The organism is Kosakonia radicincitans DSM 16656 (genome assembly GCF_000280495.2).
GTDB classification, from domain to species: Bacteria; Pseudomonadota; Gammaproteobacteria; order Enterobacterales; family Enterobacteriaceae; genus Kosakonia; species Kosakonia radicincitans.
The window spans coordinates 4,747,921-4,772,183 of record NZ_CP018016.1 but is presented as its reverse complement, the minus strand read 5'-3'; the positions used below and the strand labels follow the sequence as shown (position 1 = coordinate 4,772,183).

18 protein-coding genes and 1 riboswitch are annotated in these 24,263 nt (G+C 56.4%); of the genes, 3 read left to right on the top strand and 15 right to left on the bottom strand.

Annotated features, from left to right (window positions below; all coding sequences use genetic code 11):
- Positions 1-4 precede the first annotated feature (4 nt).
- Genes apaG through lptD form a run of 5 tightly spaced genes read right to left on the bottom strand, consistent with a single transcriptional unit; the run spans position 5 to position 5,873 of the window.
- On the bottom strand, positions 5-382 hold the full coding sequence (apaG, locus tag Y71_RS22880) for a Co2+/Mg2+ efflux facilitator ApaG/CorD (protein ID WP_035886540.1): 378 nt from the start codon (positions 380-382) through the stop codon (positions 5-7).
- Between the two features lie 3 nt (positions 383-385).
- Positions 386-1,207: a 16S rRNA (adenine(1518)-N(6)/adenine(1519)-N(6))-dimethyltransferase RsmA gene (gene rsmA, locus Y71_RS22875; RefSeq protein ID WP_035886538.1), complete on the bottom strand. Its 822-nt coding sequence runs from the start codon at positions 1,205-1,207 to the stop codon at positions 386-388.
- A complete protein-coding gene (pdxA, locus tag Y71_RS22870; protein WP_007373111.1) occupies positions 1,204-2,190 on the bottom strand; it encodes a 4-hydroxythreonine-4-phosphate dehydrogenase PdxA in 987 nt (328 codons plus the stop codon). The genes rsmA and pdxA overlap by 4 nt, the downstream gene beginning before the upstream one ends.
- The gene (gene surA, locus Y71_RS22865) at positions 2,191-3,477 is read right to left on the bottom strand and encodes a peptidylprolyl isomerase SurA (protein WP_007373112.1); all 1,287 of its coding nucleotides are present in this window, start codon (positions 3,475-3,477) and stop codon (positions 2,191-2,193) included.
- Positions 3,478-3,530: 53 nt separating this feature from the next.
- Positions 3,531-5,873 (bottom strand): LPS assembly protein LptD, encoded by a 2,343-nt coding sequence (gene lptD, locus Y71_RS22860; RefSeq protein ID WP_007373113.1) that lies wholly within the window; start codon positions 5,871-5,873, stop codon positions 3,531-3,533.
- Between the two features lie 196 nt (positions 5,874-6,069).
- On the opposite strand from lptD, the gene djlA reads away from it, so the two are divergent.
- Complete coding sequence (djlA, locus tag Y71_RS22855; protein ID WP_007373114.1) at positions 6,070-6,897, top strand: co-chaperone DjlA; 828 nt, start codon at positions 6,070-6,072, stop codon at positions 6,895-6,897.
- 37 nt (positions 6,898-6,934) lie between these two features.
- Here djlA and rluA read toward each other — a convergent pair whose 3' ends face one another.
- The 6 genes from rluA to araB all read right to left on the bottom strand — a co-directional run bounded on the left by rluA (position 6,935) and on the right by araB (position 17,103).
- Positions 6,935-7,594: a bifunctional tRNA pseudouridine(32) synthase/23S rRNA pseudouridine(746) synthase RluA gene (rluA, locus tag Y71_RS22850; RefSeq protein ID WP_007373115.1), complete on the bottom strand. Its 660-nt coding sequence runs from the start codon at positions 7,592-7,594 to the stop codon at positions 6,935-6,937.
- A gap of 11 nt (positions 7,595-7,605) precedes the next feature.
- A complete protein-coding gene (gene rapA, locus Y71_RS22845; protein WP_007373116.1) occupies positions 7,606-10,512 on the bottom strand; it encodes an RNA polymerase-associated protein RapA in 2,907 nt (968 codons plus the stop codon).
- Between the two features lie 160 nt (positions 10,513-10,672).
- The gene (gene polB, locus Y71_RS22840) at positions 10,673-13,030 is read right to left on the bottom strand and encodes a DNA polymerase II (RefSeq protein WP_007373117.1); all 2,358 of its coding nucleotides are present in this window, start codon (positions 13,028-13,030) and stop codon (positions 10,673-10,675) included.
- A 73-nt stretch (positions 13,031-13,103) separates the two neighbouring features.
- Positions 13,104-13,799 carry an L-ribulose-5-phosphate 4-epimerase gene (gene araD, locus Y71_RS22835; protein WP_007373118.1) on the bottom strand — a complete coding sequence of 232 codons (696 nt, stop codon included), beginning with the start codon at positions 13,797-13,799 and terminating at the stop codon, positions 13,104-13,106.
- A 99-nt stretch (positions 13,800-13,898) separates the two neighbouring features.
- Positions 13,899-15,401 carry an L-arabinose isomerase gene (gene araA / locus Y71_RS22830; protein ID WP_007373119.1) on the bottom strand — a complete coding sequence of 501 codons (1,503 nt, stop codon included), beginning with the start codon at positions 15,399-15,401 and terminating at the stop codon, positions 13,899-13,901.
- A gap of 10 nt (positions 15,402-15,411) precedes the next feature.
- Positions 15,412-17,103: a ribulokinase gene (araB, locus tag Y71_RS22825; RefSeq protein WP_007373120.1), complete on the bottom strand. Its 1,692-nt coding sequence runs from the start codon at positions 17,101-17,103 to the stop codon at positions 15,412-15,414.
- A gap of 338 nt (positions 17,104-17,441) precedes the next feature.
- On the opposite strand from araB, the gene araC reads away from it, so the two are divergent.
- Complete coding sequence (gene araC, locus Y71_RS22820) at positions 17,442-18,287, top strand: arabinose operon transcriptional regulator AraC (protein WP_007373122.1); 846 nt, start codon at positions 17,442-17,444, stop codon at positions 18,285-18,287.
- Between the two features lie 127 nt (positions 18,288-18,414).
- A complete protein-coding gene (locus Y71_RS22815; RefSeq protein ID WP_007373123.1) occupies positions 18,415-19,185 on the top strand; it encodes a DedA family protein in 771 nt (256 codons plus the stop codon).
- Here Y71_RS22815 and thiQ read toward each other — a convergent pair.
- From thiQ to sgrR, 4 genes are all read right to left on the bottom strand, one after another.
- On the bottom strand, positions 19,179-19,880 hold the full coding sequence (gene thiQ, locus Y71_RS22810) for a thiamine ABC transporter ATP-binding protein ThiQ (RefSeq protein WP_007373124.1): 702 nt from the start codon (positions 19,878-19,880) through the stop codon (positions 19,179-19,181). The two genes, Y71_RS22815 and thiQ, sit on opposite strands and share 7 nt — an antisense overlap.
- On the bottom strand, positions 19,864-21,474 hold the full coding sequence (thiP, locus tag Y71_RS22805; RefSeq protein WP_007373125.1) for a thiamine/thiamine pyrophosphate ABC transporter permease ThiP: 1,611 nt from the start codon (positions 21,472-21,474) through the stop codon (positions 19,864-19,866). The genes thiQ and thiP overlap by 17 nt, the downstream gene beginning before the upstream one ends.
- Positions 21,450-22,433 (bottom strand): thiamine ABC transporter substrate binding subunit, encoded by a 984-nt coding sequence (gene thiB / locus Y71_RS22800; RefSeq protein ID WP_035886531.1) that lies wholly within the window; start codon positions 22,431-22,433, stop codon positions 21,450-21,452. The genes thiP and thiB overlap by 25 nt, the downstream gene beginning before the upstream one ends.
- 32 nt (positions 22,434-22,465) lie before the next feature.
- Positions 22,466-22,566, bottom strand: a riboswitch (TPP riboswitch).
- Between the two features lie 36 nt (positions 22,567-22,602).
- Entirely contained in the window at positions 22,603-24,258 is a 1,656-nt protein-coding gene (gene sgrR / locus Y71_RS22795; protein WP_007373127.1) for an HTH-type transcriptional regulator SgrR, read from the bottom strand.
- Between the last annotated feature and the right edge of the window lie 5 nt (positions 24,259-24,263).

Genomic DNA, 24,263 nt, shown 5'->3' with positions numbered 1-24,263 from the left:
TGGATTAATGAATCAGTATTGGAACAGCGAGTCGGAAGACAGGGACGGCGATGCGAAACGCAGTGCCCTGCGCGTCGATCATTTCGTAGTGGCCCTGCATGGTGCCCATCGGCGTCTCAATAACCGCGCCGCTGGTGTATTGATATTCGCCGCCCGGCTCAATGTGCGGCTGTTCACCGACGACACCTTCGCCCTGTACTTCCGTTTCGCGGCCATTTCCATTGGTGATCAGCCAGTAGCGTTTCAACAACTGGACAGGGGTTCGCCCCAGGTTCCGGATGGTGATGGTGTAAGCAAACACATAACGTTCATCGTCGGGGGTTGACTGAGACTCAATGTAGACGCTTTGTACCTGAACACAAACTCGGGGCGAATTGATCATGAGTTAACTCTCCTTCGGCGGCGCATTTTCCGTCAGGTAGTTGGCTAACTGACAGTACTGCGCAACAGAGATATTTTCCGCGCGCATCGTCGGGTCGATCCCCAGCGATGCCAGCACCTCAACCGTAAACACATTGCCGAGGCTATTGCGGATGGTTTTACGACGCTGGTTAAAGGCTTCGGTGGTAATGCGGCTCAGCGTGCGAATCTCTTTGACCGGATGCGGCAACGTAGTATGCGGCACCAGACGAACCACGGCAGAATCCACCTTCGGCGGCGGCGCGAACGCTGTCGGCGGCACTTCCAGCACCGGAATAACCTGACAGTAGTACTGCGCCATCACGCTTAACCGACCATACGCCTTACTGTTTGGTCCTGCAACCAGACGATTTACCACCTCTTTCTGCAACATAAAGTGCATATCGGCAATGGCATCAGTATAGCTAAACAGATGGAACATCAATGGTGTGGAGATGTTATACGGCAGGTTGCCGAAAACACGCAGCGGCTGGCCGAGCGTCTGTGAAAGCTCGCCAAAATTCATGGTCATCGCATCTTGCTGATAAATTGTCAGTTTTGGCGCGAGGAACGGATGTGTTTGCAGGCGTGCAGCCAGATCGCGGTCAAGTTCGATAACTGTCAGCTTATCCAGACGTTCGCCAACCGGTTCGGTCAGTGCGCCAAGGCCTGGGCCGATTTCAACCATCGCCTGACCCTTTTGCGGGTTGATGGCCGATACGATGCTGTCGATCACGAACTGGTCGTGGAGAAAGTTTTGCCCGAAGCGTTTACGGGCTAAGTGGCCCTGATGGACTCGATTAGTCATTGAGTATTAACAATCATTTTGATGGCGAGGTTAAGCGCCGTAATAAAACTGCCGACATCTGCTGTTCCATGGCCCGCCAGTTCCAGCGCGGTGCCGTGGTCAACGGATGTGCGAATAAAAGGTAAACCGAGAGTGATATTCACGCCGCGGCCAAATCCCTGGTATTTTAGCACGGGCAGGCCCTGATCGTGGTACATCGCCAGTACGGCGTCGGCATTATCAAGGTATTTGGGCTGAAACAGCGTATCGGCAGGCAATGGACCGCTCAAATTCATACCGCTGGCCCGCATTTCTTCCAGCACAGGAATGATCGTCTCGATCTCTTCCGTCCCCATGTGCCCGCCTTCACCTGCGTGTGGATTCAGCCCGCAGACCAGAATGTGCGGATGGCGGATACCAAATTTCTGCTGTAAATCCCCGTGCAGAATGTGAATAACCTCGCGTAACAGTGCTGGCGTAATGGCCTGTGCTACGTCTTTGAGCGGCAAATGGGTGGTTGCCAGCGCAACGCGTAACTCTTCGGTGGCCAGCATCATCACCACTTTGGCGGCGTGCGAGCGCTCCTCGAAAAACTCTGTGTGCCCGGTAAACGGCGTACCCGCGTCGTTGATCACCCCTTTATGTACCGGGCCGGTTACCAGCGCAGCAAATTCACCGTTCAGGCAGCCGTCGCAGGCGCGGGCAAGGGTTTCCACAACATAAGGGCCATTAAGAGGGTTGAGTACGCCCGGCGTTACCGGCGCATGCAGAGCGAGGGGCAGCACGGTTAACGTACCGGCTTGCTGCGCAACCGCAGCAGCTGCGGGATCGTAATCCCGAAACTGCAACGGCAGACCGAGCAGGGCTGCCCGGTCGGCTAACAGCGTCGCGTCTGCACAGATAACCAGTTCAACCGGCCAGTCACGCTGGGCGAGCTGAACCACCAGATCCGGACCAATCCCGGCGGGCTCGCCGGGAGTGATAACGACACGCTGTGTTTTCATTTAGTTGCTCAGGATTTTCACGTAGGCGCTGGCGCGTTGTTCCTGCATCCAGGTCGCTGCTTCTTCAGAGAATTTGCGGTTCATCAGCATGCGATACGCTCTGTCTTTCTGCGCGGCGTCTGTTTTATCAACGTTACGCGAATCAAGCATTTCGATCAGGTGCCAGCCGAAGGAGGAGTGCACCGGGCCGCTCATCTGGCCGCGTTTCAGCTTCATCAGCGCATCGCGGAATGCCGGATCATAAATATCCGCTGCCGCCCAGCCCAGATCGCCGCCCTGGTTTGCAGAACCTGGATCCTGTGAGAACTCTTTCGCTGCATTAGCAAACGTGGTTTTACCGCTCTTAATATCCGCTGCGATCTCTTCCAGTTTCACGCGAGCCTGATCGTCGCTCATGATGGGTGACGGTTTCAGCAGGATGTGACGAGCGTGAACTTCCGTCACGGAGATGTTCTGAGACTGGCCGCGCAAATCGTTAACTTTCAGGATATGGAAACCGACACCGGAACGAATCGGCCCGATAATGTCGCCTTTTTTCGCCGTGCTCAGCGCCTGAGCGAAGATGCTTGGCAGCTCCTGGATGCGTCCCCAACCCATCTGTCCGCCTTTCAGCGCTTGCTGATCGGCAGAGTAGGTGATCGCCAGCTTGCCGAAATCACTACCTTTACGCGCCTGATCGACAATGGAACGTGCCTGGTTTTCAGCTTCGTTAACCTGATCCGATGTCGGGTTTTCCGGCAGCGGGATCAGAATGTGGCTCAGGTTCAGTTCGGTGCTGGCATCGTTCTGGTTTCCCATCTGCTGTGCCAGGGCATCCACTTCCTGCGGCAGGACAGTCACACGACGGCGCACTTCACCGTTGCGCACTTCAGAGATGATCATCTCTTTGCGGATCTGGTTGCGATAGGTGTTGTAATTCACCCCATCGTAAGCCAGACGGCTGCGCAATTGATCCATAGACATATTGTTCTGTTTGGCAATGTCGGCGATGGCGGCATCAAGCTGCTCGTCCGTCACTTTGACACCCATTTTGGTGCCCATCTGCAGAATGATTTGATCCATGATCAGACGTTCAAGGATCTGATGGCGCAGCGTGGCGTCGTCCGGCAGTTGCTGACCCGCCTGGCCTGCATTGGCCTTTACGGACTGCATCATGCTATCAACGTCACTTTCAAGCACTACGCCGTTATTGACGACAGCAGCGACTTTATCAACAACCTGAGGCGCAGCAAAACTGGTATTCGCAACCATAGCGATACCGAGAAGCAGCGTTTTCCAGTTCTTCATACCTTTTCCATTTCAATTAACCGCAATGCGGATTACGTTGCAAATCAAACAGATCACATTGAACTACGGTACGGCAGAATGTTTGAACGCAGCATTTGTTGCGTACCCAAACCGTAGTTAGAACTCAGACCGCGCAGCTCAATGTTGAAACCGATGACGTTGTCATACTTGCTTTGGTCATTTTGCCAGCCGTTAATTTTCCGCTCATAGCCGACGCGGAGAGCATAACAGCAGGAGTTGTACTGCAAGCCAACCATCTGGTCAGCGGATTTGTGTGTATTCGTGTCGAAATAGTAAGCCCCGACGATCGACCAGCGGTCGGCAATCGGCCAGCTTCCGGCAGCGCCCACCTGCGAAATACCATCTTTATACTGCGCGGAAGTCGCGTAGCTTGGCAGCGTTGCTTGAATGTATTCCGGGCTGGCGTAACGGTAGCTCAGTTGCAGCATACGGTCTTCATCACGACGGTATTCCAGTGACGAGCTGCTGTTGGCGATGGCATTCAGACGCGTGTCGTACTGCACGCCACCGCGCAGACCCCAGCGATCTGAGATACGCCAGTAGGTATCACCCGCCCAAACCAACGACCCCGTTTTGTTGTCTTTCTCCCAGTTAATGTTGTCATCACCGGTGCGAGACTCGGTGAAATAGTAGATTTGACCAACAGAAACGTTAAAACGTTCAACTGCCGCATCATCATAAATGCGCGTTGTGACGCCGGTGGTAACCTGGTTTGCAGAGGCGATACGGTCAAGCCCGCCGTAGGTGCGATCGCGGAACAGCCCACTGTAGTCGGATTGTAAGAGCGTTGAGTCGTAGTTGTTGATATGGCTCTGATCGCGATACGGCACATACAGGTATTGCGCGCGTGGCTCCAGCGTTTGGGTATAACCTTCCGCCCAGTTCATATCACGTTCAAACACCATCTTGCCGTCCATCTTAAATTGCGGCATGACGCGGTTGACTGTCTCTTTGTAATCCGTGTTGTTACTTGCGTTGTAATCATCCAGATTGCTCTGCTGGTAGTGGGTCGCCAGCATTTTCACTTCAGTATCCAGGCTGCTCCAGTCGTTGGCGACGGGCAGACTTAACGTCGGCTCCAGATGAACACGCGTCGCTTCCGGATAGTTAGCGTTAGTATTGGTGAAATGAACCGCCTGGCCATACACACTCAAGTCAAACGGCCCAAGGTCATTGTGATACCAGTTCACATCCAACTGGGGTTCAGCGGCATAGGAGTTACTGTTTTCGCTGTCAAATACCTGGAACTGTTTTGTCGATACCGTGGCGTTAAAGTTTTCCACCGCGTAACCCACGCTGAAGATCTGGGTCGCGTAGCCATCGGTACTGGATCCGTATTTCGATGAGAAGTCATTGAAGTAGTGAGAGTCACTGACCTTGGTATAGTTGGCATTAAAACGCCACACCTGATCCATTACGCCAGAGTGCTGCCAGTAGAATAACCAGCGGTGGCGGTTGCTCTCCGTCGGATACTCATCTTCGTAGACTTTGTCGGACGGCAGATAGTCAAATTCAACCAGGCCAGCCCCGGCCTGTGTCAGATAGCGGAATTCGTTTTGCCACTGAATATTGCCACGTTTATGGATGTAATGCGGCGTGATGGTCGCATCCATATTTGGCGCAATGTTCCAGTAGTACGGCAGGTAAAACTCGAAGTAGTTACTGGTGCTGTACTTGGCATTCGGGATCAAGAAACCGGAACGGCGTTTGTCACCGATCGGCAACTGTAAGTACGGGCTATAGAACACCGGTACGGGGCCGAGTTTAAAGCGCGCGTTCCAGATCTCCGCGACCTGCTCCTGGCGATCCTGAATCACTTCGCTACCCACGACGCTCCAGGTATCAGAACCCGGCAAGCAGGAGGTAAAGGAGCCGTTATCCAGAATCGTATAGCGGTTTTGCCCGCGCTGTTTCATCAGGTCGGCGGTGCCACGCCCCTGGCGACCCACCATCTGGTAATCACCCTGCCAGACGTTGGTATCTTTGGTGTTCAGGTTTGACCAGGCTTTAGGACCTTTCAGGATGACCTGGTTATCGTCATAGTGCACATTACCCAGTGCATCCACTGTGCGTACCGGGTCTGTCTGACCTTCCGGCTGCTGCTGATGAAGCTGCACCTCATCGGCCTGTAAACGGCTATTCCCTTGATTAATATCGACATTGCCGGTAAAAACGGCATCGTCAGGGTAGTTGCCTTTTGCGTGATCGGCATTGATCGTCACCGGCAGGTTATTGGTATCACCCTGTACCAGCGGGCGATTGTAGCTGGGGACGCCAAGCATACACTGCGAGGCAAGATCGGCTGCCATTCCCTGCTGACTATAAAGGGCGGAGCCAATCATGGTGGCCAGGAGGGTGGGGATACGTTTTTTCATACGTTGTATTTGTTGTTCCGTCATCTGTGGCTTTACGCTGGCAAACGGTCTGAGACTAACTTACTCGCCTTTGCAACGCTAGTTTTAATCCTGCCCGCGTTCGAGCCAGGGAGAGAAGACTGCGCCTGTGCATGGCATAGAATGACGGGTATGATAAAGCAAATTTTAGCCGACGGCATGACGATTTGGGGAGTATATGCAGTATTGGGGAAAAGTGGTTGGTGTGGTCATCGCTCTTTTCATGGGCGGCGGCTTTTGGGGCGCGGTTCTGGGGCTGATTATCGGCCATATGTTTGATAAGGCGCGCAGCCGTAAAATGGCCTGGTTTGCTAACCAGCGTGAACGTCAGTCGCTCTTCTTCGCCACCACCTTTGAGGTGATGGGGCATCTGACCAAATCGAAAGGCCGTGTCACCGAAGCTGACATCCAGGTCGCCAGCCTTTTTATGGATCGCATGAATCTGCATGGCGAGTCGCGTATGGCGGCACAACGCGCGTTTCGCGACGGTAAAGCGGATAATTACCCGCTTCGCGACAAGATGCGGCAGTTCCGCAGCGTCTGTTTTGGCCGCTTCGATTTGATTCGGATGTTTCTGGAAATTCAAATCCAGGCTGCTTTTGCCGATGGCTCCCTGCACCCCAGTGAACGCGAAGTGTTGTATGTGATTGCTGAGGAGTTGGGCATCTCGCGCCTGCAATTCGATCAGTTCCTGCGCATGATGCAGGGCGGCGCGCAGTTTGGCGGCGGTTACCATTATCAGCAGCAGGCAGGTGGTAACGGCGGCGGCTGGCAGCAGGCGCAGCGTGGTCCGACGCTGGAAGATGCCTGTAATGTGCTGGGCGTGAAACCGACAGACGATGCGACAACCATCAAGCGCGCTTACCGTAAATTGATGGGCGAACACCATCCGGACAAACTGGTGGCAAAAGGTTTGCCGCCAGAGATGATGGAAATGGCAAAACAAAAAGCGCAGGAAATTCAGAAAGCTTACGAACTGATTCGCGAGCAGAAGGGTTTTCGCTAAGCGTAATACTCCCCCGGCGCGCGGTCGGGGGAGAGTATTAAAAATCTACCGGTGCTTTGAACGTCATGCTATTGCCGAATTCCGGATGAGTAATCGTCAGTGTTTCGGCATGCAACTGTAAACGCGGCGCCAGCGCCAGCGCTTGCGGCGGTGCATAAAAGCGATCGCCGAGAATCGGATGACCAATAGCCAGCATATGCACGCGCAGTTGATGCGAGCGACCCGTAATCGGCTTCAGCCGTACGCGGGAGTTGCCATCATCATCCAGCGACAACACTTCATACTCGGTCTGCGCCGCTTTGCCGGTTTCGTAACACACTTTCTGCTTCGGGCGATTCGGCCAGTCGCAAATCAGCGGTAAATTCACCAGCCCTTCCGCTTTCTCCGGGTGACCCCAGATGCGCGCCAGATACTGCTTTTTCGGTTCGCGCTCGCGGAACTGGCGCTTTAGTTCACGTTCGGCATTTTTGGTAAGAGCCACCACAATCACACCGCTGGTGGCCATATCCAGGCGATGCACGGATTCAGCCTGCGGAAAGTCGCGCTGAATACGTGTCATCACACTGTCTTTATGCTCATCAAGACGACCCGGAACCGACAACAAGCCGCTGGGCTTGTTGACGACCATAATGTGCTCATCCTGATAGAGAATAACCAGCCAGGGATCCTGCGGCGGATTGTAAGGCTCCATCACCATAAACAGCTCCGTTATTGATGCGTCACAACGATCAGACGCAGCGCGTCCAGTCGCCAGCTCGCCTGATCCAGGCTTTCCAGCACGTGCTGGCGATTACTTTCAATAGCGGCCAGTTCATCGTCACGAATGTTAGGGTTAACCGCACGCAGCGCTTCCAGACGCGACAGTTCAGCAGAGAGTTTCTCGTCTGCTTCGCTGCGGGCGGCATCAATCAGCGCGCGCGCTGCGCTCTCAACCTGCATTTCTCCTTTTTGCAGAATGTTGTGTACATCCTGATGCACCGCATTCACCAGCTTACTGCCGGTATGGCGGTTCACGGCGCTGAGCTGACGGTTGAAACTTTCAAACTCAACCTGTCCGGCCAGGTTAGTGCCGTTTTTATCCACCAGCAGGCGGATTGGCGTCGGCGGCAGGAAGCGGTTAAGCTGCAGATGTTTCGGTGCCTGCGCTTCGACGACATAGATCAGCTCCAGCAACAGCGTACCGACCGGCAGCGCTTTGTTTTTCAGTAGCGAAATGGTACTGCTGCCGGTATCGCCGGAGAGGATCAGATCCAGACCGTTGCGGATCAGCGGATGTTCCCAGGTGATGAACTGCGCATCCTCGCGGGAGAGCGCGACATCGCGATCGAAAGTGATGGTACAGCCATCTTCCGGCAGGCCCGGGAAATCCGGCACCAGCATATGATCGGACGGCGTCAGAACGATCATGTTTTCGCCGCGATCGTCCTGGTTAATCCCCACGATATCAAACAGGTTCATGGCGAAGGTGATAAGCGCGGTGTCATCATCCTGCTCTGCAATGCTTTCTGCCAGGGCTTGCGCTTTTTCGCCGCCATTAGAGTGGATCTCCAGCAGACGGTCACGCCCTTGTTCCAGTTGCGTTTTCAGCGCGTCATGCTGCTCGCGGCAGGATTTGATCAGCTCTTCAAACCCGTCGGTGTTTTCCGGTGCGGCCAGATAGTTAATCAGCTCGCCGTGGACGCTGTCGTAAATCGTGCGACCGGTCGGGCAGGTATGTTCAAAGGCATCCAGCCCTTCGTGATACCAGCGAACCAGTACGGACTGCGCGGTTTTCTCCAGATACGGCACATGGATCTGAATATCATGCGCCTGACCGATACGATCCAGACGACCGATACGCTGCTCCAGCAGATCCGGGTTAAATGGCAGATCGAACATCACCAGATGGCTGGCGAACTGGAAGTTACGGCCTTCAGAGCCGATCTCCGAGCACAGCAGTACCTGCGCGCCGCTGTCTTCTTCGCCAAACCACGCGGCTGCACGGTCGCGTTCGATAATCGACATGCCTTCATGGAACACGGCCGCGCGAATGCCTTCGCGTTCACGCAGAACCTGTTCCAGCTGCAGCGCGGTCGCCGCTTTGGCGCAGATCACCAGGATTTTCCGGGAACGGTGGCTGGTCAGGTAGCCCATTAACCACTCTACGCGAGGGTCGAAGTTCCACCAGGTACCGCTATCGCCTTCGAATTCCTGATAAATCTGTTCCGGATAGAGCATGTCGCGGGCGCGTTCTTCCAGACTCTTACGCGCGCCCATAATGCCGGAAACTTTGATGGCGGTTTGATACTGTGTCGGCAGCGGCAATTTAACCGTGTGCAGTTCGCGTTTCGGAAAGCCTTTCACGCCGTTGCGGGTGTTACGGAACAACACGCGGCTGGTGCCGTGTCTGTCCATCAGCATGGTGATCAGCTCCTGGCGCGCATCGGCTGCACCGTCGCGGTCGCTGTTGGCGGTTTGCAGCAGCGGTTCGATATCCTGCTCACCCACCAGATCGCTCAGCGTATTCAGATCGTCATTGCTAAGCCGTTCACCTGCCAGCAGTAGCGCCACTGCATCAGCGACCGGACGATAGTTTTTCTGCTCTTCGACAAACTGGGCGAAGTCATGGAAACGGTTTGGATCAAGCAGGCGCAGACGGGCAAAGTGGCTCTCCATGCCCAGCTGTTCCGGCGTGGCGGTCAGCAGCAAAATGCCGGGTACGCGCTCGGCCAGCTGCTCAATGGCGAGATATTCACGGCTGGCTTCGTTTTCGCTCCACACCAGGTGATGCGCTTCGTCCACCACCAGCAGATCCCACTCCGCATCGCAAAGATGCTCAAGGCGCTGCTTGTTGCGGCGTACAAAATCGAGGGAGCAGATCACCAGTTGTTCGGTCTCAAACGGGTTATCTGCGTCGTGTTGCGCTTCGGCATAGCGTTCATCGTCGAACAGGGCGAAACGCAGGTTGAAGCGCCGCAGCATCTCCACCAGCCACTGGTGTTGCAGGGTTTCCGGCACCACAATCAGCACGCGTTCCGCTGCGCCAGAGAGCAGTTGTTGATGCAGGATCATCCCGGCTTCAATAGTTTTCCCGAGACCGACTTCATCCGCCAGCAGCACGCGCGGCGCATAGCGGCGACCCACATCGTGAGCGATGTGCAACTGATGCGGGATCAGATTCGTGCGCTGGCCACGCAGGCCGCTCCACGGCATACGGTATTGCGCGCTTTGATAATTGCGGGCACGAAAACGCAGCGCAAAACGGTCCATACGGTCGATCTGCCCGGCAAACAGGCGATCCTGTGGTTTGCTGAATACCAGTTTGCTGTCGAGCAGCACTTCGCGCAGGATGACGTCGTTTTCCTGGGTATCCAGACGCGTTCCGGTGTAGGCAAGCAGTCCGTTTTCTTCTTTTACGTCTTCAATCGTTAACTGCCAGCCTTCATGGCTGGTAACCGTATCACCGGGGTTGAACATGACGCGGGTAACCGGGGAATCGCTACGGGCATACAGGCGATTTTCTCCAGTGGCAGGGAAAAGGAGCGTAACCGTGCGTGCATCGATGGCAACGACTGTACCAAGTCCGAGTTCGCTTTCCGTGTCGCTAATCCAGCGTTGACCAAGTGTAAAGGGCATAAATGAACTCTATATCTCAAATTGCAGGCAATAGCTCGTCGCCGCCTGAAGGGAGGCGGGCGCGAACAAAATTGGGACCAGAAAAAGGAAGGGCGCTATGGTACTGGATGACGTCACATTCGTATAGCCTGAAAAGTGCAGCTTTAATGCAAATGCGCCATTAAAACAGCCCCAGTTGCCCCGTAAGAAGTGTAGCAAAATCGTCGTCAATGAAAGGGAGAATTCCGTCGGCGACCGGCTGTAGCTGTTTACTGAGATAGTGATCGTAATCGAGCGGCGAGCGCTGATAATCCACCGGTTCAGGGCCGCTGGTGGTCCAGACGTATTTAATGGTGCCGCGATTCTGATATTGCACCGGGCGGCCGCGTTTTACGTTCTCTTCATCGGCCAGGCGGGCAGCGCGCACATGCGGCGGCACATTACGCTCATACTCGCCCAGCGCGCGGCGCAGACGCTTACGGTAGACCAGTTGCTCATCCAGTTCGCCCGCCATCAGGCTGGCGATCGTCTCCCGTACGTAATCCTGATACGGTTCATTACGAAATACGCGCAGATAGAGCGTTTGCTGAAACTGCTGCGCCAGCGGCGTCCAGTCGGTACGCACCGTTTCCAGCCCCTTAAACACCATGCGCTGGTTGTCGCCTTCCTGAATCAGCCCGGCGTAGCGTTTTTTACTGCCCTGCTCAGTACCGCGAATGGTCGGCATCAGAAAACGGCAGAAATGGGTTTCAAACTCCAGCTCCAGCGCGCTCTCCAGCCCCTCATTTTGCAAATACGCGGCCCACCAGGCGTTGACGTGTTCCACCAGGGATTGACCGATGCGCGCTGCCGCTTCTTCGCTGTGCGCCTTCTTCAGCCAGACGAAGGTTGAATCGGTATCGCCGTAAATGACATCAAAACCCTGTTCTTCAATCAGCGCTTTGGTCTGGCGCATGATCTGATGGCCGCGCATGGTGATCGATGACGCCAGACGGGGATCGAAAAAGCGGCACGCGCTGGTGCCGAGCACGCCGTAAAAGGCGTTCATGATGATCTTTAATGCCTGCGACAGCGGTTTATTTCCCTGTCGTTTAGCATCATCGCGCCCGTGCCAGATTTGGCCGACAATCTCCGGCAGGCAGTGTTTCTCGCGGGAAAACCACGCGCCAAGAAAGCCTTCGGTGCTGTGTGCGGGCTCCGGTCGTGCCATACCTTCCACCAGACCGACCGGATCGATAAGAAAGGTACGGATAATCGAGGGATAAAGACTTTTGTAATCCAGCACCAGCACCGAATCGTAAAGCCCTGGACGGGAATCCATCACATAGCCGCCAGGGCTTGCCTGCGGTGGCACCTCGCCGAGATTCGGCGCCACGAAACCTGCGCGGTGCATGCGCGGAAAATAGAGATGGCTGAATGCGGCGACCGACCCGCCGTGCCGGTCTACCGGCAAGCCGTTGACCGTGGCGCGCTCCAGCAGAAACGGCATGATCTCCGTTTTATGGAAGATGCGCGTCACCAGCTCGCAATCCTTCAGGTTATAGGTGGCGAGCGCCGGTTTATTTTCGGCGAACCGGCGGTCGATTTCGTCCATTCGATCCCACGGGTTGTCGATGGCTTTACCTTCGCCGAGTAGCTCCTGTGATACTGCTTCCAGCGAGAAAGAGGAGAAATTCCAGAAAGCGGACTTCAGCGCTTCGATGCCGTCGATAATCAGCCGACCAGTGGCCTGTGCGAAGAAGACGCCATTTTTAAAACCGTGCTCGCGCCACTCCAGCTCGCTGCCGTGCCGTCCAAGGGTGAGCGGCACGCGGTAACGCTCGGCGCTTTTTTGCAGTACGCGCAGATCGAACTGCACCACGTTCCAGCCGATGATGACATCCGGATCGTGCGTGGCGAACCAGGCGTTGAGTTTTTCCAGCAGTTGCGGGCGGCTGGCAACATATTCCAGATCGAAATCCAGCCCCTGCGCGCTGCCGTTTTCCGGCCCCAGCATATAGACCGTACGCTGTCCGCAGCCTTCCAGACCGATGCAGTAAAGCTCGCCGTGGCGGCTGGTTTCGATATCCAGCGACACCCATTTCAGCGGCGGGCGATAGTGGGGATTAGGTTTGAGACGCGCATTGATCAGCGCGTCGCCCTGCGGTTCGCCATCTACCCATACCGGCGCGGTGATAAAGCGCTCCATCAGAAAGCGCTCCGGCGGGCGAACATCGGCTTCGTAGAGCGTTACGCCGCCTTCGCGCAGCAGCTTTTCCAGGCGCATCAGCTGGCGATGAGCGCGGCAATAGAGACCGAATACAGGCTGGCGGTGGAAATCGCACAGTTCGAGCGGCGTGAGCCGCCACTGTTTTTCATTGCTTAACAGGCGACGGGCCATTTCTGCCTGCGCAGCGGGGATAAAGGCCACCGACTCCTGCGGCGGTAGCACAACGCGCAAGGGGCCGTTATCCGTCGCCAGCCAGAATTCCACCTCGGTGCCGCCAGGAGTATCCCGCCAGTGACGGGTTAATAAAAAGCCTTCTTGCGCCTGCGCCACAGCGTTCTCTCATAAAATAAAACCAGGCGATATTATAGCCTGGTTTATACAGTTATGCTGTGGTTTTATACAGTTATTGGCCGTAGTAAGCTTTGGCACCGTGTTTGCGCAGGTAGTGTTTATCCAGCAGCGTTTGCTGCATGGCGGGCAGACGCGGGTCGAGCTGGCGACAGAAGATGCCCATATAAGCCACTTCTTCCAGCACAATCGCGTTATGCACTGCGTCATCGGCGGTTTTCCCCCAGGCGAAAGGCCCGTGAGAATGCACCAGCACGCCGGGCATTTGGGCGGGATCAATACCCTGTTTTTCAAAGGTTTCGACAATCACATTACCGGTTTCCCACTCGTATTCTCCGTTGATTTCCTCATCGGTCATCTTACGTGTGCAGGGGATCTCGCCGTAAAAATAGTCCGCATGCGTGGTACCGGTTGCCGGGATTGGCTGACCAGCCTGTGCCCAGATGGTGGCATGGCGGGAATGGGTATGCACGATGCCGCCAATGCCAGGAAAAGCCTGGTACAACAAGCGGTGCGTTGGAGTGTCCGAGGAGGGTTTTTTGTTGCCTTCCACCACTTCACCGGTCGTGATATTGACGACCACCATATCGTCGGCGGTCATCACACTGTAATCGACGCCAGAAGGTTTGATCACCAGCACGCCGCGCGCGCGATCAACTGCGCTGACATTACCCCAGGTCAGCGTCACCAGATTGTGTTTCGGCAGCGCGAGGTTAGCTTCCAGCACCTGACGTTTAAGATCTTCGAGCATTTCTTTCTCCTGCTATTGCCGGATGGCACTAGCGTTTACCCGACCAGGGATACCCGCAGGCCCGGTAAACGAAGTGCCACCGGGCGCGGGCATCTGGCGTTAGCGTTTTGAACCGTAATAGACTTCGTTCCAGCGCAGCGCATCTTTAAACGCCGGCAGGCGGGTATCGTTGTCGATAACCGTCAGCTCGATGTCATGCAGCTCGCTGAACTGGCGCATATCGTCCAGCGTCAGGGCGTGGCTAAAGACGGTGTGGTGCGCGCCGCCCGCCAGGATCCAGGCTTCGGAAGCGGTTGGCAGATCCGGCTGCGCTTTCCACAGCGCGTTCGCCACCGGCAGTTTTGGCAGATCGTGCGGGGTTTTGACCGCATCGACGCAGTTCACCAGCAGGCGGAAGCGATCGCCCAGATCGATCAGGCTGGCATTGATCGCCGGTCCTGTTTTGGTCGAGAAGATCAGACGTGCCGGATCGGCTTTACCGCCGATACCCAGGTACTGCACATCCAGCGTCGGTTTCTCATCAAGGGCGATAGACGGGCACACTTCCAGCATATGAGAACCCAGCACCAGGTCGTTGCCTTTCTCAAAGTGGTAGGTGTAATCCTCCATAAAGGAGGTGCCGCCGCTTAAACCGCCGGACATCACTTTCATGATGCGCAGCAGCGCGGCGGTCTTCCAGTCGCCTTCACCGGCAAAGCCGTAGCCCTGCTGCATCAGACGCTGCACCGCCAGACCCGGCAGTTGTTTCAGACCGTGAAGATCTTCGAAGGTGGTGGTAAAAGCATGGAAACCACCCTCTTCAAGGAAGCGTTTCATCCCCAGTTCGATGCGCGCGGCATCCAGCACGTTCTGGCGTTTGTCGCCGTGAACCTGCGCCGCAGGTGTCAGGCGGTAGCTGCTTTCATACTCATCCACCAGCGCATTGACATCACCATCGCTAACCGCGTTCACCACCTGCACCAGATCGCCGACGCCCCAGGTATTCACCGAGAAGCCAAATTTGATCTGTGCAGCGACTTTATCGCCGTCCGTCACCGCCACTTCGCGCATGTTGTCGCCAAAGCGCACCACTTTCAGATGGCGGGTATCCTGTTTGGAAACCGCCTGACGCATCCACGCGCCAATGCGCGCATGGGCATGGCGATCCTGCCAGTGGCCGGTGACCACGCTGTGCTGCAGGCGCATGCGCGCGCCGATAAAACCGAACTCGCGGCCGCCGTGCGCGGTCTGGTTCAGGTTCATAAAGTCCATATCGATGCTGTCCCACGGCAGGGACGCGTTGAATTGAGTGTGGAATTGCAGCAGCGGTTTATTGAGGATGGTCAGGCCGTTAATCCACATTTTGGCTGGAGAGAAGGTGTGCAGCCACACCACCATCCCGGCGCACTTGTCATCGTAGTTGGCGTCGCGGCAGATTGCGGTGATCTCATCTGGCGAGGTTCCCAGCGGCTTCAGCACCAGCTTACAGGGCAGTTTCGCTTCTGCATTAAGGGCGTTGACCACCTGATCGGCATGCTTTGTCACCTGCTTCAGGGCTTCCGGGCCGTACAGGTGCTGGCTGCCAATAACGAACCATACTTCATAATTGTCGAAAATAGTCATGATCTTGTCCTTAATGAGTTAACGCGGCCTGCGAGGTTGTCGCGGCGGAAGGGAGATAGTGCTGTTCGGCGCTTTTTGCCCACTGTTGGTAGCGGCGGTAGAGCCGTTCAAACTGTGGTGCCTGCGCCGAAGGCTGTAGGGTTTTCTCGATGGCGCTGGCCATCGAGCGCTGTGCTGCCGGGATATCCGCATGAACCTCTGCCGCTACGGCGGCGAAAATCGCGGCACCCAGCGCGCAGCACTGTTCAGAGGCCACGACCTGTAATGGGCGGTTAAGTACGTCGCAGCAGGCCTGCATCACGCCGAGGTTTTTACGGGCAATACCGCCGAGCGCCATCACGTTATCCACGGCGATACCTTGTTCGGTGAAGCACTCCATAATGGCGCGCGCGCCAAAGGCGGTGGCGGCGATCAGGCCGCCGAACAGCGCGGGCGCATCGGTCGCCAGATTGAGATCGGTGATCACCCCTTTCAGACGCTGGTTGGCGTTGGGTGTGCGACGGCCGTTAAACCAGTCGAGCACGACCGGCAGATGTTCGAGTGACGGGTTTTTAACCCAGGCATCAGTCAGGGCTGGCAGCAACTGTTTCTGCTGCGCTTTGATTTGTGCTTTCAGTTCCGGATGCTGCTGCGCCAGTTGTTCCAGCGGCCAGCCGAGGACGCGACCAAACCAGGCATAGATATCGCCAAAGGCGGATTGCCCGGCTTCAAGGCCGATAAAATCGGGCACGACGCTGCCATCCACCTGACCGCAAATCCCTTTCACCGCGCGAGTGCCAACGCTCTGCTTATCGGCAATCAGGATGTCGCAGGTCGAGGTGCCAATCACTTTCACCAGCGTGTTGGGCTGTGCGCCCGCGCCGACGGCACCCATATGGCAGTCGAATGCGCCGCCGGAAATTACCACCGATTCGGAAAGCCCCAGACGCTGAGCCCATTCCGCGGTTAGCGTGCCAACCGGCAGGTCTGCGGTGTACGTGTCGGTAAACAGTGGCCAACGCAGGTGTTTATTGATAATCGGATCCAGCTCGTCAAAGAACGCCGCCGGAGGCAGGCCGCCCCAGCTTTCATGCCACAACGATTTGTGCCCGGCGCTGCAACGTCCGCGACGAATCGCTTCCGGACGCGTCGTGCCGGAGAGCAGGGCTGGCACCCAGTCGCACAGCTCAATCCAGGAAACGGCCGCCTGAGCAACGGCGCTGTCGGCGCGGGTGACATGCAGGATTTTGGCCCAGAACCATTCGCTGGAATAAATGCCGCCAATGTAGCGCGAGTAGTCAGTTTTACCGGCGCTATGGCACAACAGGGTGATGGCTTCTGCCTCTTCGACGGCGGTGTGATCTTTCCACAACACAAACATGGCGTTCGGGTTGTCGGCGAACTCCGGGCGTAACGCCAGCACGCGTCCTTCCGCGTCTATCGGCGCTGGCGTCGAGCCGGTACTGTCCACACCGATGCCTTTAATCGATGCGCGCTGTTCGACGCTGAGTTCAGCCAGCACGCTTTTTAGTGCGGCTTCCATCGACTCGATGTAGTCGCGCGGGTGGTGGCGAAACTGATTGTTTGGCGCATCGCAATAACGCCCCTCCTGCCAGCGCGGATACCACTCAACGCTGGTGGCGATCTCCGCCCCGGATGTGCAGTCTACCGCCAGCGCACGTACTGAATCGCTGCCGAAATCGAGGCCAATTGTGATTGCCATGTATGTTGCTCCATGAAAAATAACCGTTAGGAAAACCATAGTGAGCGGCGCTTAAAACCGTCAGGCAGGATTCGCTAATCTTATGGATAAAAATGCTATGGCAATGCAAAGTGTGACGCCGTGCAAAAATTCGATGTGGACATTTCTGCCACCTTTATAGACACTTTCGTTATCCCTTTTCAGCCCATTTCAGGGCGAAAAAAAGGCGTAATTGCTTTCGTCTGGCGGGATTAATCCGTAACAGTGTGCTGTGCCTCAGGGCGGCGGGCTGCCGCAGGATGAGGGTTTTATCAATATGGACAATTGGTTTCCTTACCGGGTATGGGAGTATTGCGTTTATGGCTGAATCACAAAACGATCCACTGCTGCCTGGGTACTCGTTTAACGCGCATCTGGTTGCGGGTTTAACGCCGATTGATTCGGAAGGCTATCTCGACTTTTTCATCGATCGTCCGCTGGGGATGAAGGGCTATATCCTCAACCTGACGGTGAAGGGAGAAGGGGTGGTCAAAAACGGCGGTAAGCAGTTTATCTGCCGTCCTGGCGATATTTTGCTGTTTCCACCGGGGGAAATTCACCACTACGGTCGTCATCCCGATGCGTCGGAGTGGTATCACCAGTGGGTTTACTTCCGACCGCGCGCCTACTGGCACGAGTGGCTTAACTGGCCGACGTTGTTTTCCCAGACAGGATTTTACCGTCCTGATGACGGCAATATGCAATGTTTTCGCGATCTTTTCGCGCAAATTATCGATGCCGGGCAAAGTGGCGGGCGTTACGCTGAACTGCTGGCAATCAACCTGCTGGAGCAGCTATTGCTGCGGCGCATGGAGGCGATCAACGAATCGTTGCATCCACCGCTGGATAACCGCGTGCGCGACGCTTGCCAGTACATCAGCGATCACCTGGCAGACAACCATTTTGATATCGCCAGCGTAGCGCAACATGTCTGTCTTTCACCGTCGCGGCTGTCGCACCTTTTTCGTCAGCAACTGGGCGTGAGTGTCCTGAGCTGGCGCGAGGATCAGCGCATCAGCCAGGCAAAATTGCTGCTTAGCACCACGCGAATGCCGATAGCCAGCGTTGGGCGCAATGTTGGCTTTGACGATCAGCTTTATTTTTCCCGGGTATTTAAGAAATGCACTGGCGCCAGCCCCAGCGAATTCCGCGCGGGGTGCGAATAAAACGTAAAGTTTGGCAATAAAGGGTTCGGCAATACGACATAACCTGTAAAACTTTCAGATAATTGAAAGGTTGACGTTCACGGAGTCGCTCCGGAGAATCCAGCCTTCATGCTGAACAGGACGGGTTATGGAAGCACTGCTGGATCATTTTATTACGCAATCGGCAATATACTCGCTGACGGCCATTGCGCTGGTGGCATTTTTTGAGTCGCTGGCGCTGGTCGGGTTGATTCTGCCCGGTACGGTGATGATGGCCGGACTGGGCGCGCTGATTGGCAGCGGCGAAGTTAATTTCTGGCAGGCGTGGCTGGCGGGTATTATTGGCTGCCTGCTGGGCGACTGGATCTCGTTCTGGTTGGGCTGGCGCTTCAAAGCGCCGCTGCACCGCTGGTCCTTTATGAGAAAGAACAAAGCGCTGCTGGATAAGACCGAGCACGCGCTGCATCAACACAGCATGTTTACCATTCTGGTTGGGCGTTTTGTCGGGCCAACCCGTCCGCTGGTGCCGATGGTCGCAGGTATGCTCGATCTGCCGGTACGTAAATTCCTGCCGCCGAATATTATTGGCTGCCTGTTCTGGCCGCCGTTCTATTTCCTGCCTGGTATTCTGGCTGGTGCGGCGATTGATATTCCTGCCGATATGCAAAGCGGCAACTTCAAATGGTTGCTGCTGCTGACCGCCGTGCTGTTGTGGCTGGCGTGCTGGCTGTGCTGGCGTCTGTGGCGTTCCGGCAAGGCGGGCGTGGATAAGTTAACCCGTTACCTGCCGCGGCAGCGTTTGCTGTTGCTGGCACCGGGAATGCTGGTGGCGGGCGTCGCGGCTGCGGTGACGTTGATTAATCACCCGTTGATGCCAGTGTATCTCTCGATTCTGGGGAAAGTGATCCGCGGTCACTGACCGCGAATACCCAGTAGCCCAGAGGCCGATGATTTGCCGCTCAGCAGGTCATCCGTTTTCCCGTCCCAGGCAATGCGCCCATCGGCAACCACCAGCGAGCGTTCAGCGATGCGAGCTGCATCTTCAACGCTGTGCGAAACCATCAACAATGTCAGTTGCTGGCGGCGGCACACCTCCTGCACCAGCAATAACATCTCCTGGCGCAGCGCCGGATCGAGCGCGGAGAATGGCTCATCCAGCAGTAGCACCGGCTGCTCACGCACCAGGCAGCGGGCGAGGGCGACACGCTGGCGCTGGCCGCCGGACAACTGTTCCGGCAGGCGATCCAGTAATTCTTCCAGCCCCATGGTTTCGGCGATCTGGCGCAGCGTTTGCTGCTGTTCGCTGTTTAACTTCAGTCCCGGATTAAGCCCCAGCCCAATGTTCTGCCGCACCGTGAGATGCGTGAACAGATTGTTCTCCTGAAACAACATGGATACCGGGCGCTGCGACGGCGGCGTATGGGTATGATCGTTGCCTGCAATGGTTATTGTGCCGCTCGCCGGGGTAAGAAAACCGGCAATCAGATTCAGCAAGGTGCTTTTCCCCGCGCCGCTCGGCCCGAGAATGGCTATCTGCTCGCCCGCTTTCACCGTCAGGGTGAAACGCATCGGCAGATGCTGATAAAGCCAGGTGACATCAATCAGTCTTAGCATGGCGGCCCGGAAGTTTTTCAATCACAGTGAATAAGATAAAGCAGAGCAGCAGCAGGATCAGTGCCGTTACCGCACCGTCCTGGCTGCGATAGGAACCAATTTGCTGATAAAGATAAAACGGTAGCGTGCGGAAGTCGTCATTACCAAACAGCGCCACCACACCGAAATCGCCAATCGACAATACGCAGGCGAATGCCAGCGCCTGCGCCAGCGGGCGTTGCAGCGCGCGCAGCTCCACCACCCGAAGACGGCGGAAACCCTGCATTCCGAGCGACTGGCACAGCATACTGTAGCGGGCGGTAATGTCGCGCATCGGGTTTTCCAGCACTTTTAATGCGTAAGGGATGGCCATCAGCGCATTGGTGAAAATCACGATGCCGTCGGCGGAAGCGGGCAACCCGATACTGTTATTGAGCAGCAGGAAGAAGCCGGTTGCCAGCACAATCCCCGGCATCGCAAGGATCAACATACCGCTCAACTCCAGCGCCTGGCCAGCCATTGTCTGCTGGCGGGCGCGCAGCTCGCGGCTGCTCCACAGCATCATCATCGTCAACACGACACACAGCAACCCGGCGGCCAGCGCGATGCGCAGCGATGTGGCTGTTGCCTGCCAGAGAACCGGTTCGCCCAGCACTTTCAGCAGACTCATATTGAGACCATCAACAATCACCGCCAGCAACGGCGGCAGCAGTAACAGCAGCGCCAGTACAATCAGGGCGATATCTGTTATTCGGCTGAATAAGCGATCTTCCGGATTGCGCCAGCCCTGGATCTGGTGGTTGCCGACAGCAATGGCTTTACTCATGCGCTGGCTTAACAGCACCAGGCCAAGGCAGCAAATCATCTGCATCAGCGCCAGCAGTGCGGCGCGGGCCGGATCAAAATCAAAACTCAGCGCCTGATAGATCGCCAGCTCAATGGTGGTGGCCTGCGGTCCGCCGCCCAGCGACAGCACCGTGGCGAAGCTGGCGAAACAGAGCATAAAGATCAGCGCTGCGGTTGGTGGAATCTGGCGGCGCAGCCACGGCCATTCAACAAAGCGGAAAAACGCCCAGCCGCGCATGCCTAATTGCGCGGCAAGCTGGCGCTGCTCGCCGGGGATCTGCTCCAGTGCTTGTAGCAGCAAACGCGCTGCCATCGGCAGGTTGAAGAACACATGCGCCAGCAAGATGCCTTGCAGGCCATAGGGCGAGAAATGCCACTCCAGCCCGAAAATATGCCACAGCGAGGCCAGCCAGCCCTGGCGGCCATACACGCTGAGAATGCCGAATACTGCCACCAGCACTGGCAGAATCAGCGTCATGGCGCACAGACGCAGCAGCGCAAGGCGGCCTGGGAAACGCCGTCGGTACAGGGCGCGAGCGAGGAAAATCGCCGGAAAAACGGAGAGCAGGGCAGAGAGAAAGGCCTGCCAGAAGGAGAAACGCACCACATGCCACAGATAGCTGTCGTGCCAGAAGGCCGACAGATCGGTCAGCGGTGCGTTTTGCCACAGCGCCAGAAAAGCGGCCAGCGCCACCGCCACCATCAGCGTGGCGGCGGTGAGGCCAGGGAGCAGCCAGCCGGCAATCAGCGGCTGACGGCGCGTTGCCATGCATTAATCCATGATGCGCGTTGAGTCGCGACTTCTTGCGGCGTGAATTCAAGCGAGGTTTGCGGTTTTTGCAGCATATCAAACCCTGCCGGTAGCGGTACGTTGCTGACCGGGTACATCCAGTTGCCGGTGGCGATGGTGTTCTGGAAGGCCGGAGACACCATAAATTTCAAAAATTTTTCCGCCAGCTCCGGCTGCTTGCTGGCGGCAGTGCGGGCGGCAACTTCGACCTGCAAGTAGTGCCCTTCGCTGAAATTCGCCGCTGCGTAGTTGTCTTTTTTCTCTTCAATCAGATGGTAGGCGGGCGAGGTGGTGTAACTCAGCACCAGATCGCTTTCCCCTTTCAGGAACAAGCCGTAGGCTTCGCTCCAGCCTTTGGTGACAGTCACCGTTTTGGCTGCCAGCTTCTGCCAGGCGTCCGGGGCTTTGTCGCCGTACACTTTTTGCATCCACAGCAGCAGACCAAGGCCCGGCGTACTGGTACGGGGATCTTCGTAGATCACGCGCCATTTCTGATCGCTTTCCACCAGTTCTTTCAGGCTTTTCGGCGGATTTTTCAGTTTGTTTTTATCGTAAACGAAGGCGAACCAGCCGTAGTCGAACGGCACAAAGGTGTCGTTTTTCCAGCCGCCAGGCACGTTGACGGCATCCGTCACCACGCCGCTTTTGGCGAACAGTTTGGTTTGCGTTGCCGCTTCCAGCAGATTGTTATCCAGCCCAAGCACCACATCCGCTTTGCTGTTTTTGCCTTCCATACGCAGACGATTGAGCAGCGAGACGCCATCTTCCAGCGCCACAAATTTCAGTTCGCAGTTGCAGTCGCTTTCAAAGGCTTTCTTCACTGCCGGGCCGGGGCCCCAGTCTGCGGAGAAGGAGTCATAGGTGTAGACGGTGAGTACGGGTTTGGCAAAAACGGGAGCGGCAATCAACAGCAGTAATGGCAATGATTTTTTTAACACTTTGCACCTCAAAAAATGGGTGGCAAAGGATTTTGAGAGGCAGCCTCAAATCCCTTCGCCGGCGTTATCCGGATCAGGTTCGACGGGTATTTTCTCAGCACACGCCATTGGCGCAGCACCCCGTTGAGAACGCCGCTATTGTAATGATTTGGTAAAAAATGCGAAAGCGTTATGGATCGGGCGGCGCATACCAGGCCGATTTAAAGTCAAACCAGCCCAGCGTGTTCATGCGCAGCCCGCGCATACTGCGTTGCCCCTGGATCCTTAGCCAGTGGTGGATTAACGGCACCATTGCTTTACTGGCCAATAACTGCTGAGACCAGGCGGCGAGGTTCATCTTTCCGGCGCGCCACTCGGTAGCCGCGGCCTGCCAGTCGATCGGAATACAGTGCTGCAACAACGGCACTTCATACAGGTTGGCAAAGACCGAGAAGTTGAGCGGCAGGGTAAAGTTGGCGCTGTTAAGCCACAGATCGCTGGTTGCTTCACCCCGATGCCACTCGGCGTACTCCACCCTTTGTACGTGAAGTTTTACCCCCTGTTCTGCCAGTAAGTCGCTCATGATACGGGAGAGCGCCTCGTGCTCGTTGTGTTCACGGTAAAAGGTGAGCGTCAGGGATTCCAGCCCGGCAGGCTTCTCGCCGACGCCTGTACGGGCATGATGCCAGCGCGGCAACAGGCCGTAGGCCGGGAACCAGTAACGTTGATAGCGCTCGTCGGCATGCCATAACAGGCTGGCGGGGGAGAGGATCTGGCTTACCCACTCTCTGACCGCCGGGCTGGCGCCGCGGCTGGAACGCGCGTCAAACAGCAGATAGTAGCAGCCCTCTTCCAGTCGGCTTTCGACCGCTTTTTCATCGCCGGTTGGCCCTTCCAGCGTCAGCCCGCAGGTCGGGTCGTCGCTGAGATCCGGCAGCACCCAGACATTCACTTCATCAATCAGGGCGCGGAAGCCGAAATAGTCATCAAAAGCGTGAATCTTCAATTGGTTATTGGTATTGCGCACCACGGCATACGGGCCGGTGCCAACCGGCTGGCTGGCGAAATGGTGCTGGGTGTTCCACTCCTGCGGCAAGATCATGGAGGGCACATGCCCCATCAGCCAGGGGAGCCAGTTATCCGGCTGCCAGAGATGAATATCCAGCGTCCAGGGGGTTGGAGAGACAACCTCGCGGATATGCGAATAGAGCGGCAGGGCGGTCGCCCGTTGCAGGGAAGCAATCACATCGCTCATTTCCAGCTCGCGGCCATTATGAAAGTGGATGCCGGGGCGTAAATAAAAGCGCCAGTGTAAAGGGGAAATCGCTTTCCAGTGATGAGCGATATCCGCTTCCAGTTCCCCATTTTCCTCATTTATGCGCGTCAACGCGCTAAAGATTTGCCGCGCCATATGGGTTTCAGAGCGTCGTAATGGCGTGCCCGGCAGCAGGTTGCGCAGCGGGCGATAATAGAGCACGCGCAGGATATGTCGCCCCTGGCGAAAGGTACGTCCAAGATGGGAGACCAGCATCTGGCGGACGGCTTCTTTATCGCCCACCAGTTGAACCAACTGATCGATACGATCCTGCTCCAGCAGATCCTCCGCCCGCTGCTGCTGGAGCGCCAGCCCGGTATAGAGGAACGTCAGACGCGAACGCTTGCCGCGCCCCGCTTCTGCGTCCCATGTCAGCCAGCCGCGCTCCTGCATGGTATTTAGCAGCGTGCGCATATGACGGCGCGAGCAACTGAGCAGCTCGGCCAGCTCATTGAGCGTGGTTTCTTGAGATTTTCCGTCGCAGCATTGCCACAAACGGATGAACTGCTGTTGCAGGCGGCCAGAAGACATAAAAG